Below are 14,705 nucleotides of genomic sequence, written 5' to 3'. Positions count from 1 at the left end.
ATCCGATTTTCTTATTTACAACAATAGCAAAAAATCAATTATTAATATCGACATCGCAGGTTAAGATAAGGTTTTCATCTAAAAGAAATAAAGGAAAATAGTACATGAAAAAATCACACTTTTATTTATTGGCAGCTTTTACGGCGTTAACATTTTTTTCTGTTTCTAATGCTTATGCACACTCATCGGCTGCTCATACATCGGCGCAGAAGTTTGGCAGAGGATTGGCGGGAATGACCACCGGTTTTCTTGAGATACCGGGTAATATTGTTAAGGAAACACAGGCTAAGGGGGCTGTAGGTTTTCCTATCGGCCTTGCTACCGGTTTGGGGATGACGGTAACCCGTGAACTGGTTGGCGTTTATGAATTTATTTCCGCTCCTTTTCCGGTTCCATCGGGTTTTCGGCCTATTTTAACTCCCGAGTATCCGTGGGATTATTTTGAATAAGAGATATTTCAAATCGATAGTACAGCAATTGTTCTTGATGAGTACGCCGAAGCGCAATATTTTATAAGTTGCCTAAGTTTTTTGGGGGCGGCAGGGCTAAATCGTATCGCTCTCATAATACACGCCATTGACTTTTTGATGGCTGTCAGAAATGGTCTCGATTACAGGCGCAACCTACTTAATCCATGAAAGAAGTTCGATTTGAATTTGATAAGCGGCGCAACCAATGATCCTAAAGAATCAGTTCACAGCGCTTTGGTTAACTGATTTTTTAGGTTCAGGTCATTCCACGGCATATTTTAACGCATCATCTACTTTTTCCAGCCAGATAAATCGGAGTTGATTTCTGACCGCTTCGGGTATTTCTTCAAAGTCTTTTTTGTTGAGTGTCGGAAGCATGACTGTTTTTAGCCCCGCTCTGGCCGCAGCAATGACTTTTTCTTTAATTCCGCCGACCGGCAATACTAATCCTCGCAGGCTGATTTCTCCGGTCATTGCCACATCGCTATGCACGGTGCGCTCGGAAAATGCGGAAAATAATGCGGTAAACATTGCAACTCCAGCGCTGGGGCCGTCTTTAGGGATGGCGCCTGCCGGTACGTGGACATGGATATCGCTTTTTTTGAATATTTCCGGGTTTAAATTCAATTCATGAGCGTGCGATTTCACCAGGCTTAATGCGGCTTGGGCGCTTTCTTTCATGACCTCGCCCAACTGACCGGTAAGGATCAGTTTGCCTTCGCCGGGCAGACGGGTGGCTTCAATAAAAAGTATATCGCCGCCGACCGGGGTCCAGGCAAGTCCTGTAGCAACGCCCGGAACGCTGGTGCGCATGGCTACGTCGCTGTAAAACCTTTTCGGTCCCAGAATGCCCGGAATATGTTCGCTGTCGATCTGCTCATTAACGGGAATATCTTCGGCAATGCGCATGGCGACGTGGCGAAATACTGAGCCGATTTCACGCTCCAAATTTCTGCAACCGGCTTCGCGGGTGTAGTCCTGAATAATGGTCAGTATGGCGTTGTCGGTAAGTGAACATTGCTCAGCTTTTAAGCCGTTATTTTCCAACTGCTTGGGTACCAGATAGCGTTTGGCAATCTGGAGTTTTTCATCAGAGGTATAACCGGTTAGTTCAATTACTTCCATTCGGTCCCGTAAAGGCGCGGGGATGCTGTCCAGTACATTGGCAGTCCCGATAAACATGACATGGCTCAGGTCAAACGGTACGGCTAAATAATTGTCGCGAAAGGTCGAATTCTGTTCCGGATCCAATACTTCCAGGAATGCAGATGAGGGATCGCCATGAAACCCTGAGCCGAGTTTGTCCATTTCATCCAGCATAAATACCGGATTATTGGTGCCGGCCTTGCGTATCGATTGGATAATGTTGCCCGGCAATGCGCCGATGTAAGTGCGCCGATGCCCCCGAATCTCGGCTTCATCATGCAGGCCGCCCAAGCTGGCGCGCACAAACTCGCGCTCGGTTGCACGGGCTATACTGCGTCCTAATGAGGTTTTTCCGACTCCTGGAGGTCCCACAAAGCATAGGATAGGGCTCTTGCCATCCGGGTTCAGCTTGCGCACAGCCAAAAATTCCAATATTCGCTGTTTGATTTTATCCAAGCCGTAATGATCTTCATTAAGGATTTCCCTGGCTTTTTTTATGTCGATAACGCCGGTGCTTGCGATCGACCAGGGTAGTTCCGTCAGCCAATCTAGATAAGTCCGAATCATCGAATATTCGCCGCTGGCATCCGGCATGTGCTGTAAGCGCGCGAGTTCCTTGCGCGCTTGTTTTTCCACTTCTTCAGGCATTTTAGCGGCGCTAATCGCGTTGCTGATTTCTTCAATTTCGGCAGTACTGCCTTCTTCTTCGCCTAATTCTTTACGGATAGCGTTCATTTGTTCCCGCAAAACAAACTCTCTCTGCCGCTGCCCCATGGTTTCCTGGGTTTGTTCGCTAATTTTGTTGGAAATTTTTAACACTTCGAATTGGTAATTGAGTAATTCCAGAATCTTGTCGATGCGTTCCTGAATATTAAATAGAGTAAGTACCTCTTGTTTATCTTCAGGTTTTGAAATGAGATAACTGGCAATGAGGTCCGATAGCATTGCTGGTGAAGCGATAGATTGAATCGCATTAATCAGCTCGTCAGGCGCTTGTTTTGATTGAGCCAGCACTTCCAGCGCTTTTTGTTTGAGTGTTATTACTCGCGCTTCGACATCTTTGGTATGTAGTTCAGGCTCTTCGTACAGCTCAACCCGAGCGACAAGAAACGGATAACCCGGTAAAAACTCCTGCACACGAAAGCGTTGTACCCCCTGACAAACAATATGATGTGTACTGTCAGGAGAGGTGATGTAACGCAAAATTTCCGCCACAGTACCGACCGTGTAGAGATCATCGCGGTTGGGTTCTTCAACTTTGTCTCGCATCTGCATCAGCAAACCGATCGGCTTCTCGGAACGTACCGCCTGTTGCACAGCAGCAATAGAGGGTTTACGACCTATCACCAGCGGAGCAACGTTTTGCGGGAACAGTACGGTGCTGCGCATGGGTAGAATAATAAGTGCATCATTGGGAATAGGTGGGGACTGTAAAAGAGCCTCTTGCTTTAACTCTGAAGAGGACTCTTCCGTATCCGGCGTCGATCCCAGCAGTGCATTTTTCAGATCCTTGATGTGCATAAGCGGCCTTTATATTTTTTGCAGTGAAATAATTAAACAACCGTTCACAAATTCACGAGCGCCGATTTCAAAACGCCCGATGGGCAGTTCAATGCGCCGTTCAAATCTTCCATAGGGAATCTCCATGCGTCTAATATGCGCCTGGGCGCTGTTCGGCAGATGTCTTTGTCCACCAATAAGCAAATAGTCATCTTCCAGTATTATGCTCACCTGCTCCAGAGCAACACCGGGTAATGCAATCATGATTTTGAATTCGCTATTGGTTTCGTAGACATCGATAGGCGGTTCCCAAGTGGGCTTTTTGGCGTTCATAACCGACGGTCTAAAGAATTGACGATGCAGCCGGTCGGCCCGATCCAGTATGTCGCAAGCTTCCGTCCACATCCAGGTTTCAAGATTATGTAATGGCATAATATGTTATTCCAGTTTGTCTCTGTTTAATGATCTAAGCCGTACGCACAATAGTTTGTACGGGCAAAGTTAAGATCGGCTTCTATGACAATAAAGCTTTCGGCCGTCCGTCTGAGCCTCGTTAAATTTATAATGTCGGTGTCAGAGCTGTTATGGCTTTGAGCGTTATTTACTAAAGTTTGTATTTCAATTTTAGGTGATCGGTTCCAGTCATTTTTATCTGGGTGAATTCTCACATATCAGCCATGTATATATGCGTTCAGATGCTTCATGAAAACTTTTTTTGAGCACTATTAAAGATTAATAATGAAGATTCTCTTATTTTTGAGCAATCCGTACTGCTACTTATAAAAAGGGTTTTTTGATGATGAGATAAATCGGCAGATGTATAAATCAGTGTGGCGTTGCTGAATTGGTATTTCTACTAATTGTGCAAGTGATTTAGTTTCTCTAATCTTTAATTGCTTTGATCATTCAGTTGGTTCTTAAACTAAGAAGTTGGCCGGCACTGAAACAATACGCACTATGAAGGTTTTTATCAGTTTGCTAATAGCAAACTAAACTACAGGTAAGGTTCTATCGCATTCATTATCGGACAGCGGATCCGGCTATTTTGAGAGATTTTCAAGAAATGGTCTGAACAGAGATGTTCAATATTTATTTCATACGTATCCAGTAAGTTTGAAATGATGGAGAAATAGGACGTGTATGTCGTGACTATAGATCTCACTAAATTTAATGTTTTCTCTCGTCCGGAAATATGGGAAACAGGACTAGTAGATCGAAAGATTATGCAGGAAATGTAGATATTTTACTGAGCTGTTCATGCGATAGCATTTTGAGGGGAACCTACAATGAAACGCTTAGCGTTAGCAGTCGCTCTTGCAGGAATCATGCTTATTATGAATGGCTGCGCGGTCTCAGCTTCGCCGTATCCTCATGTTGGCGCTTATTACAATTATGGTCCGTACCCGTATGGCGGGGTTTATGGCTATTACAGGTTTAGGCCACGCTACTATGGTGGCGGGTGGGGAGGATATGGCTGGCGCGGACATGGCTGGCCAGGTTACGGTTGGTCGGGTCACGGCTGGCGAGGCCATGGTTGGCGGCGACATGGTTGGCGTTGAAACCGAAGATATGCGACAAATCACTTGTTCGGGTAAAGCTCTCCTTGATCGATTTCGGTAAATAAGGAAACGGTAATGGTGTCTAAAAGGCTGTTAATTATACTCACGGTCCTTATTGCGTCGTTAACTAGCCCAAGTGCTATGGCCCGCGATGGAGGTGGACGCGGTGGTGGTTTCGGAGGGGGGTATCTCAGGGGAAGTCATTCCGGAGGCGGTTTTAGAGGAGGCCATGTTGGAGGCGGCTTCAGGGGAAGTCATTCTGGAGGCGGTTTTAGAGGAGGCCATGTTGGAGGCGGCTTCAGGGGAAGTCATGCTGAACCCGGCTTCAGAGGGGGGCATATTGGAGGCGGCTTCAGGGGAAGTCATGCTGAACCCGGCTTCAGAGGGGGGCATATTGGAAGCGGATTCAGAGGAAGGCATTTTGAGGACGATCATTTTAGAAGATTCGATCATCATGTTCATGGTGGCTTTGGCTTTTTTGTAGGAAACCCCTTTTTCTGGTCTCCCTATTATTATCGGCCTTACTATTCCTATCCTCGCTATTACTCTTCACCGGCTCTGATAGTGCCCTCTGCCCCTACAGTTTATATAGAACAAAGTACTGTATCCAAAGCCCGATCACTTGAGTCGGAAAACTGGAATTATTGTCCAAATCCTGAAGGTTATTATCCTCATGTGAAAGAATGTCCGACAGGATGGCAGAGAATTGAATCTCAGCCTTCAGGTCTGGAGCCCGGCTATTGGTATTACTGTGCCGATCCCGCCGGTTATTATCCCTATATCAGGGAATGTTCGGCCATGTGGCAGAAAGTTGTTCCTTAACGGAGGCGTGCCAAATGTTAAAAATTCTGACAGTCCTGATTTTTGTTTTTTTGCTCGACGCTTGTTCGACGATGCCGAGTGGCCCCGGTGTATTGGCGCTGCCGGGCACGGATAAAAACTTTAATGTGTTTCATAATGACGATTTGGCATGCAGGCAATTTGTCCATACTCAGATTTCAACATTGCAAGAGGAACCCGATTCCAAAGAGGAGGCTCAGCAGAATTATGACATCGGCTACATCCAATGTATGTACGGCAAAGGGCATCGAGTTCCCGTGCCCGAGGAATTAATGTATAGCGCTCAGCAGGGATGGTATCCGCCTCCACCTCCAAATATGCCTGCGCCGACTCAAACGGGGCCATCTATGAAGCCTTCGAAGTAACGTAGCTATTTCTGCAGATAATCAGACGGGAATGAAGTAGGGAATAATCGGAATAGGAGTGAACAATTCGGTAGCTGGCTATGCTCGTATTCCAACGCGATTATCAACTTAAGATAAAGAAATAGTTGCTGTTAGCGGGAACTGAAAACGATGGGAGGCTGTTTGTTGTCCACTGAATCCATAAATCAAGAATTGATTTGAAAACTCAAGAGGAGAAACCAAAATGAAAATGCCCAAAATCGATAAAGTAATGGTAGGTGAAGCGTTGGTCGGTGAAGGTAATGAAGTGGCCCATATTGATTTGATTATGGGGCCGCGTGGCAGCGCCGCAGAAATTGCATTTTGTATTACTCTGACTAACCAAAAACGGGGGGATAATTCCTTACTGGCGCTGGTTGCTCCGAATCTGATGGCTAAGCCGAATACTGTCATGTTCAACAAAGTTGAAATCAAGAACGAGAAACAGGCAACTCAAATGTTCGGGCCGGCTGAGCGTGGTGTGGCTAAGGCAGTAGTCGATAGTGTCAAAGAAGGTGTAATACCTCTGGAAGAGGCCAACGATATATTTATCTGCGTAGGCGTTTTTATTCATTGGGATGCCAATGATAACAACAAAATCCAGGATTGGAATTATGAAGCCACTAAGCTGGCGATTAAACGCGCTGTCGCAGGAGAGCCGACGCCCAGCGAAGCGATTGCTCAAGAAAACGTACAGCATCATCCGCTCGCTGCGCATGATTAGTCATCAAAGTAACAGCAAACGTAGCTCATCACTGGTTTTATAACATCAAAGGGTTTGCGTAAAACGAAAGCCCTTACTATATTTTGGAATTGCTTGCAGTTGCTGCAAGACTGGAGCCGAGCAGTTCTCAATAGCGAAAGTGCAGGTTTTATGACATCGCGCTGTATACAGAGTGTAGGTGCTTAGAATGAGCAGGAGCGAAAGCTGCGAGTTATTGAGCACTTAAATTTTATACCCCCTTGTTGGGTATAAAACGAGCGAAGCTGGATAGCTGGGGTAGCCGCGGGCATTAGCGCTCAGATAGTTTTTGTCGTTTGTTAGGCAGGGATGTCCAAAAAAGCTTTCGCAAAAATAGCGACTCCCCGGTATATTAAAAAGATCAATCACAAAGTGAAGTACAAGGGAAGGTATGAAATTCCTGATTATTGACGATGATGCCGTTGAGCGTTCCCTAACCATAAAAACACTGCGCGTTAAGTTTGCCGATTCGGATATTGTTGAAGTTGGCAGTCGCGAGGCGTTTGACGAAAAAATTGCCGAAGCCGGTTTCGATCTGGCGATTGTAGAATATCAGCTCGGCTGGACAGACGGGTTGACCTTATTTAAGGCAATTAAACTACGCTTTGTTTGTTTGCCTGTCATCATGCTGACTAACTCTGGAAACGAAGATATAGCAGTTACTGCGATTAAAAGCGGCATGGCAAATTATATTGTTAAGCGCAATCGGCATACTTTATTAGACGAGATAGATCGCAGCCTGATTGAGGCAAAAAAAAGAAGGACTTGCCCAGATATAGATAATAAATTCCAACTGTACGAAAGAAGGGATCCTTTTATTTCCCGATTTACACGGGATTTCGCTTATTTCATACGCATTCCCTCGGATGGCAAGCTGATATTTGAATGGGTCACGGAGCCTTTAAAACAGCTTATCAACAATGCAGCATTCCATGGCGAGTCAAAAGAACAGAATCGCGATTGGGTATTGCCGATTCATCCGGATGATATATCCATAGTTCAGCATCGATATAAGAAATTATTAACGGGATCCGAGGACACCAGTGAGTACCGGGTCATTATTAATAAGAGTGAAATTCGCTATTTCAGTGATCACACCTTGCCGGTTCGTGACCCCATTGATGGCAAAGTCATGCAATTATATGGCGTTATGCAAGACATCACCGCCCGCCGTAAAGTTGAAGAAAAACTGTACCTGATGCAGCATGCAATCGATTCCAGTAGCAATGGCATTATAATTACCGGCCTAGCGGATACGGATTACGCCATTATTTACGCCAATGCAGCTTTCTTGCGTATCACCGGATATTCCATGCAGGAACTGTTAGGACAAAACTGCCGTATTCTGCAAAATAATGATAGGGATCAATCGGATATTTCCAGATTACGCACCGCTTTGCAAAACAATCACGATACCCATGCGGTTTTGCGCAACTATCGCAAAAACGGCAGTCTGTTCTGGAGCGAGATTTATATTTCGCCTATACACGATCAACAAGGCAGAATCACTCATTACATAGGTGTGCAAAACGATGTGACTCATCGTGTCGAAATGGAGTATGCGCTGAGTAAGAGCGAAACGAGGATGCGCTCTGTTTTCAATAATGTATCCGATAGCATTATCATTATTGATGAAAATGGAATTATTGAAAAACTCAATCCGTCTGCCGAAAAGCTTTTCGGCTATTCCGCACAAGAATTGATCGGCCATAATATTAACAAGTTGATGCCTGAGTCCGACCGGAACCGGCACGATTCTTATTTAGCACACTATTTGAGCAGCGGCAAAGCTAAAATACTCGATACCCGACGTGAGGTGAACGGACTCAGAAAAGACGGCTCTATTTTTCCGATGGAACTGGGGGTCAGTGAGTTCTATGTTGATCAGCGTCATTTTTTTATCGGTACGGCACATGATATTACCGAGCGCAAAAAAGCTGAAGAAGCGCTACGGGATTTCTCCTGTCATCTTGAGAAGGTTCGCGAAGATGAACGAACCCGGATTGCTCGGGAGATTCATGATGAATTGGGCAGTCTTCTGACCGCGCTCAAAATGGATTTAAGCTGGTTGAATAAACAATTATTGGCGGATTTGTCTTTATGTCATGAAAAAATAGCTGTGATGAATCGGTACCTTGACGATGGGATTGGATCTGTTAGAAAAATCATTGCCGACCTTAGGCCGACTATTCTGGATCATCTTGGGTTATTAGCCGCTATAGACTGGAAGATTGATGAATTTAGGGAACAAAATGATATTCAATGCATTTTGACTGCACCGGAAAATAATATCGTAATGGATGAAGGCCGAGATATCGCTGTTTTCCGGATTATGCAGGAAGCCTTAACGAATATTGCTCTACATTCCAGAGCCACTCATGTAACGCTTGATGTTGAAACAAGTGAGAACAGTCTGATGATGAAAATGACTGATAATGGGTGCGGCATGACTAAAGCGCAGATGCAAAAAAGCGGTAAATACGGCATTTTGGGCATGCATGAGCGCGCACGCCATTTCGGAGGAGAAGTCGAAATCGTCAGTGAGCCGGGAAAAGGGACTACGCTCGTGTTAAATATGCATTTAAAATCGCCTTCAGCCCCTGTGTCAAAGGGGGAGATTTTTCATGATTAAAATATTAATTGTCGATGATCATGCCATCGTCAGGCAAGGGCTAAAACAAATTCTTGCCGATATTTCCGATATGGAGGTATTCGCTGAAGCGGGTTCGGGCGATGAGGCTTTAAAGCTTATCCGGGACGAAGGTTGGGGAATCATGCTGCTCGATATCGCCATGCCAGGCAAAAATGTTATGGAATTGATAAAATTGTCAAAGCAGCAGTCTCCGCACCTGCCGATCCTGATACTGAGCATGTATCCGGAAGATCAATATGCGATCAGAATGCTGCGCGCGGGCGCGGACGGATATCTGACCAAAGAGAGTGCCCCCGAGCAATTGGTGGCCGCGATTCGGAAAGTTGCTAAGGGAGGGAAATATATTAGCCCGGCAATGACTGAAAAACTGATTGCGGAATTAAATCCAAACCAGGAAATACCACCGCATACTATGCTAACCGACCGCGAGTTTCAGGTTTTTAGCGGTATTTGTGCCGGTAAAAGCATTACCGATCTTGCCCAGCAGATGGCTCTCAGCGTCAAGACTATCAGTACCTATCGCACCCGCCTCATGAAAAAAATGAACATGTCCAAAAATGCCGAAATCATTCATTACGCATTTAAGAACGATTTGCTTGATTAAATTATTCGCATTGCTTGTCGAAGCCCCCTGACAGCGATTCGCTACGTTCTCTGTATCTATCTCCCGCCCTACCATAGTGCCGCCACACTGATTGACAGTTAGTCAATTGCTTTAGTTCGTGTAGGAGCAGTCCTACATCCGATTTCCTGTAAGTCTTATTAATATGATAGTGTTTGACTGATTTCTAACGGCCATGATTTGGGTCATAATGAATTCTGGACACTGGATGAATCATTTTGTGGATGCCTCGTGAAGTTGCGATATTCCATGTCGATGTCATTTAAATAATATGGATAGAAACCATAGTTTGACAAAGCATTTGCGAGAATATTTTCATCTTCTTTCTAATTAGTAAAGAATCCTGAGTCGAATTGTAATCTTTGATCTCTATTTTTCTACCGTTCCGAATGTTAGAGCGAAAAGCAAATTAGTACTTTCGATAAGCTGATGGTCTCTGCTAATCAAGAACACAAGTCAATTTAACGGATAAAATAAAATGAATATGCGTATTTGTCTGTGTCTAGATATTTCAAAGTCAGAAGTAAAAAAGGCTATTAGAGAGGGTCACGATTCAATAGAAAAACTGTCTGAGTATATACAGATCGGCAGCCATTGCGGAGGCTGTATCGCACGTGTCGAGGAAATCTTAGAGAAGAAAAAAATCCGTAATTTTTTGTGGCCATTGTAATCAGCTAAATAAATCTGTAAGGGCTGCTTAATCAACGCAATTTTGTCCCTGAACATATCCTCACATCAAGCTTAAATCAAGATGAGAGCCAAAATAATAAAACGAATGTTTCAATTCGTGAGGTAGAGTTTAAATGAAAGTAAATATGCCTGTGACTAACCAAGAAATCCAAATGAAAAAAGGCGGGTTATTGGTTACAAGAACTGATTTAAAGGGAGTTATTACTTATGTCAATGATGAATTTATCAATATCAGCGGGTATACCCGTGATGAGCTGATGGGTGCTGAGCATAATATTGTCCGTCATCCCGACATGCCGCCAGATGCTTTTGAAGACTTATGGATGACGTTAAAATCGCTTAGGCCTTGGAATGGCATGGTGAAAAATAGAACCAAATCAGGAGATCATTACTGGGTAGAGGCGAATGTAATGCCTATATTTAAAAATGGAAAGGTTCATGAATACCTTTCTGTTCGGCGCGCTCCAAGCCGGGAAAAGATTGAAAAGGCAGAGAAATTATACCAGCAGCTGAGCGCGCGGAAAGCAACAATAAGACCTACGGGTCTAGCTGCAAGAGTTAAATCAATCAAAGAAATGGATGTCTGGAAAAAAATGACCGCGGCGTTGGCAGTGCTGCTGATCCCCATTTTTTATTTGATGTACCTATTATTTTTAGCGCAAGATTATCTGGTCTTGGCCGGTGTTGCTGCGTCAGTCATGATCGCATCGGCGATAAGTTTCAACGTCATCAAAAGCTTCACTACGCTTTTAAACAAAACCATCGGTACCTTTTATCGTCTGGCCGAGAAAAGGTTTGGCAATGTGCAGGATTTAACCCGGAATGACCTGATCGGCGATTTTCTGCGCGCCTTGTACTCAATGGAAGTGAATTTGAGCCTGGATTTATCACAAGCCAGGGAAGATGCTGCAAAAGCTATGCAAATTAATCAGGCGCTGGATAATGTCCAATCCGGTGTGATGGTGGCTAATACTAATCTTGAAATTATTTATGTAAACGATAGCGTTGAGCGTATGTTTAAAGCTGCACAGAATGATATACGTAAACAGCTGCCGAATTTTGATGCCGATAAACTAATGGGCGCAAATATCGATAGTTTTCACAATAATCCAGCTCATCAACGTAGCTTGTTGCAAAACTTAAAGGAAGCGCACAGTGCAGAGGTGCTTATTGCGGATCAACATATGCATGTGATTGCCAGCCCAGTTATTAATGATGAAGGGGAACGCATCGGTTTTGTTGCGGAATGGCAAAATAGAACCCACGAGGTTTTAATTGAACAAGAGATTGGGCGATTGGTGCAGGATGCAAAAGCGGGCGATCTGAGTACTCGTATTAACATGGGCGATAAGCAAGGATTTACCAAAACCTTGTCGTCAGGCATCAATGAGTTAACGGATGTCATTGAAAGCGTTTTTAACGACATTAACAAGGTCATGGAAAACATGTCCCAAGGCGATTTAACCAGTTCGATTACTAACGACTACCAGGGTGTTTATGCTGAGTGCAAGAACAATATCAACCGCACGCTGACAAAATTGAACGAATTTATTATTCAAATCAGGGATGCGGCTGATTTTATAGACGGCTCGTCACAGGAAATGGCCAGCGGCAATAACAACCTTGCCAGTCGTGTCGAACAGCAAGCGGCCAGTCTGGAAGAAACTGCGGCCAGTATGGAAGAGCTTGCCGGCACCGTAAAAAATAATGCCCAGAATACGGTTCATGCGAACGAGGTTGTTAATGCGGCAAGTCAATTGGCGCAAAAAGGCGGTGATGTCGTTAACTCAGCGATAACTGCAATGCTGGAAATCAATGACAGCAGCAATAAAATTGCTGAAATTATTGGTGTGATCGATGAAATCGCTTTTCAAACCAATCTGCTGGCGTTGAATGCTTCTGTGGAAGCGGCCAGGGCAGGGGAGCAAGGCCGTGGCTTCTCGGTTGTTGCAACCGAAGTCCGTAATCTGGCGCAACGCAGCGCGAATGCCGCCAAACAAAGTAACGACCTGATCCAGAACAGCGTACAAAAAGTGCGTGCCGGAACCGCATTTGTCAATGAAACAGGAGCGGCGCTAACTGAAATCGTTAACAGCGTCGCGCAAGTGGGCGAAATTGTTTCCCATATTGCAAACGCCAGCGCAGAGCAGACGGCAGGTATTGATCAGGTCAATCAGGCTGTTGCTCAAATGGATGATATTACTCAGCAAAATGCGGCATTGGCAGAACAAGCGGCAGCGGGCAGCATTGCTATGAGTGAACAATCTGCAAGTATGACCAAATTACTCAGCTTTTTTAAAGTAAATTCGAAAGGAAAGGCCGCGCCCATTAAAACTATCGAGCACACTATAGTCCCGGTAGCCTCAGTAAGAGCAATAGCAACAGAAAAACATTCAGCCCCCGTTTTGTCGAATAAGTCTAAAAGCGCTAGTGACGACGAATGGGAAGAGTTTTAATCGTGATGAAAAATAGCCATATTCCAAAAGACACTGCGATTGTGATGGTAGACCACACTCATAGGGTGATAATTGGAGAGAATTTTAATAAAAATAGCGCAAATTAGAAATGAAATGGACCAAAAAAACGAATTAAACGAAAGTTTAGAAGCTCAATTTTTGTTGCATCAAAAACTGAAAAGTAGCATTAAAACGCTTGGAGAGGTTGAAAATCTGCTTAAGGTCATAGAAGCCAATTTGAAATATTCAATCGAATGTAACGATGCGTTGGTACAGGAAAATTGGAAACTTAAACTAGCATGTGATGAATGGATGAAACGAGCAATAAAACTCGAGTTTAAGGTACTAAGCGCTCGTGATGCAAAATAAATAGAAAATTTTTGACGAAACGACAGCAACACAATACTCGAGTCAAATTAAAATTCTTAGAGAATAAGATCAGCCTTCTCTTTGCACCTATAAAATACGCCACAAGGTATAAAGCTTGTGGCGTTGCCATTCAATCGCTGTTGTTTGACATTGCCAAAATATAAAAAAAATTCAACTGTGTGTAACGTAAAGTCAATCGAGAGATTCTAAGTTGACGTGCAAGTCATTTTCATCTTGTTCAGAAAAAGTCGCATGTAAATGCCGATGTCAATGCCATCTGTTCATACCACGCATCTGTATTCTTGACGCCTAATCTTTTCCGTAGAGTGAGGCGAAAACATAATAATTTCTGCCCATAACCTCATCGTGTTCAAAATCTTGAAGTACGCGTCGTTTTTTCTCAAGACCGCTCATTTGTTTTGAAGTTGATTCAAGCGATAATGCCGGACGCTATAAGAATTAGCATGTACTTAAATTACGGAATAGGGCGTTATGAAATCCAGAGATAGGCGACAAGGGCTGGTTTTAGTTAATACAGGCTCAGGCAAGGGGAAATCTTCCAGTGCTTTGGGCATGGTTTTTCGTGCCGCAGGCTGGAATATGAAGGTCTGTGTAATTCAGTATATCAAGGGACAATGGCAAACCGGCGAACAAAAAGCCTCGGAACGTTTCGATAATATTGAATGGCATGCGTTAGGCGACGGATTTACCTGGGACACTAAAAATCCGGAACAGGATATTAAAACCAGTCGGGAAATTTGGGAATTTAGTAAGACTAAAATTCTTTCTGAAGAATTCGATGTGGTGTTGCTGGATGAGATCAATTACTGCTGCGGCTATGATTGGATTTCCGGCCAGGAAATTGCCGACTTTATTCGTGATAAAAAACCGGCTTGGCTTCATTTGATTTTAACTGGCCGCAATGCTGCGCCCGAAGTTATAGAAATTGCCGATACTGTGACCGAGATGGTCAAAATAAAGCACGCTTATGAACAGGGGATCAAGGCTGAGCAGGGGATTGAGTTTTAAAAAGTATTGCACTTGATAAGTTATTTATAGGTATTATTGGACTGGCGAAAAAGTTCTACATTCTAAACAGTATGGCATAAGCTGCTGAGGCTGAAATAGTGTATACAGAATTTTAAGGTAAATGCGCCGGGCAACCTGTAAAATGGTTAGTAATTTGTCACAACGAGGAGAAGAAAAATGTCTGAAGTCCAGAAAATCATGATAGCTGTTGTTGGTTTTTTTTTAATAGGCTTTGTAATGGTCGGC

13 protein-coding genes are annotated in these 14,705 nt (G+C 44.0%); 11 read left to right on the top strand and 2 right to left on the bottom strand.

Going from position 1 to position 14,705, the window contains the following annotated elements; translation table 11 throughout:
• Positions 1 to 104: 104 nt before the first annotated feature.
• Positions 105 to 449, top strand: coding sequence for an exosortase system-associated protein, TIGR04073 family (locus EPO18_RS17805; protein WP_292435671.1), 345 nt, complete (start codon positions 105 to 107; stop codon positions 447 to 449).
• Between the two features lie 282 nt (positions 450 to 731).
• Here the strand turns inward: EPO18_RS17805 and lon are convergent, their stop codons facing one another.
• Together lon and EPO18_RS17795 are read right to left on the bottom strand one after the other, a co-directional pair.
• Entirely contained in the window at positions 732 to 3,137 is a 2,406-nt protein-coding gene (lon, locus tag EPO18_RS17800; RefSeq protein WP_292435669.1) for an endopeptidase La, read from the bottom strand.
• 9 nt (positions 3,138 to 3,146) lie between these two features.
• Entirely contained in the window at positions 3,147 to 3,548 is a 402-nt protein-coding gene (locus tag EPO18_RS17795; protein WP_292435667.1) for an Hsp20/alpha crystallin family protein, read from the bottom strand.
• 906 nt (positions 3,549 to 4,454) lie between these two features.
• On the opposite strand from EPO18_RS17795, the gene EPO18_RS17790 reads away from it, so the two are divergent.
• From EPO18_RS17790 to cobO, 10 genes are all read left to right on the top strand, one after another.
• The gene (locus tag EPO18_RS17790; RefSeq protein WP_292435665.1) at positions 4,455 to 4,736 is read left to right on the top strand and encodes a hypothetical protein; all 282 of its coding nucleotides are present in this window, start codon (positions 4,455 to 4,457) and stop codon (positions 4,734 to 4,736) included.
• 105 nt (positions 4,737 to 4,841) lie between these two features.
• Positions 4,842 to 5,159, top strand: a complete 318-nt coding sequence (locus EPO18_RS17785) for a hypothetical protein (RefSeq protein ID WP_292435662.1) — start codon at positions 4,842 to 4,844, stop codon at positions 5,157 to 5,159.
• Positions 5,160 to 5,511: 352 nt separating this feature from the next.
• Positions 5,512 to 5,880, top strand: a complete 369-nt coding sequence (locus EPO18_RS17780; RefSeq protein WP_292435661.1) for a hypothetical protein — start codon at positions 5,512 to 5,514, stop codon at positions 5,878 to 5,880.
• Between the two features lie 229 nt (positions 5,881 to 6,109).
• Positions 6,110 to 6,622 carry a formaldehyde-activating enzyme gene (gene fae / locus EPO18_RS17775; RefSeq protein ID WP_292435732.1) on the top strand — a complete coding sequence of 171 codons (513 nt, stop codon included), beginning with the start codon at positions 6,110 to 6,112 and terminating at the stop codon, positions 6,620 to 6,622.
• Positions 6,623 to 7,031: 409 nt separating this feature from the next.
• A complete protein-coding gene (locus tag EPO18_RS17770) occupies positions 7,032 to 9,272 on the top strand; it encodes a hybrid sensor histidine kinase/response regulator (protein ID WP_292435658.1) in 2,241 nt (746 codons plus the stop codon).
• Positions 9,265 to 9,897 carry a response regulator gene (locus EPO18_RS17765; RefSeq protein ID WP_292435656.1) on the top strand — a complete coding sequence of 211 codons (633 nt, stop codon included), beginning with the start codon at positions 9,265 to 9,267 and terminating at the stop codon, positions 9,895 to 9,897. Before EPO18_RS17770 ends, EPO18_RS17765 begins: the two co-directional genes overlap by 8 nt.
• Before the next feature lie 496 nt (positions 9,898 to 10,393).
• Entirely contained in the window at positions 10,394 to 10,585 is a 192-nt protein-coding gene (locus tag EPO18_RS17760) for a (2Fe-2S)-binding protein (RefSeq protein WP_363331525.1), read from the top strand.
• 133 nt (positions 10,586 to 10,718) lie between these two features.
• Positions 10,719 to 13,061, top strand: a complete 2,343-nt coding sequence (locus tag EPO18_RS17755) for a methyl-accepting chemotaxis protein (protein ID WP_292435653.1) — start codon at positions 10,719 to 10,721, stop codon at positions 13,059 to 13,061.
• A gap of 72 nt (positions 13,062 to 13,133) precedes the next feature.
• A complete protein-coding gene (locus tag EPO18_RS17750; protein WP_292435652.1) occupies positions 13,134 to 13,430 on the top strand; it encodes a hypothetical protein in 297 nt (98 codons plus the stop codon).
• 492 nt (positions 13,431 to 13,922) lie between these two features.
• Positions 13,923 to 14,459 carry a cob(I)yrinic acid a,c-diamide adenosyltransferase gene (gene cobO / locus EPO18_RS17745; protein ID WP_292435650.1) on the top strand — a complete coding sequence of 179 codons (537 nt, stop codon included), beginning with the start codon at positions 13,923 to 13,925 and terminating at the stop codon, positions 14,457 to 14,459.
• Positions 14,460 to 14,705 lie beyond the last annotated feature (246 nt).

It is taken from the genome of Methylobacter sp. (assembly GCF_004322395.1).
GTDB lineage: Bacteria > Pseudomonadota > Gammaproteobacteria > Methylococcales > Methylomonadaceae > Methylobacter_A.
Note: the sequence above shows the minus strand (reverse complement) of the source record. Positions and strands in the feature narration are given on the sequence as shown.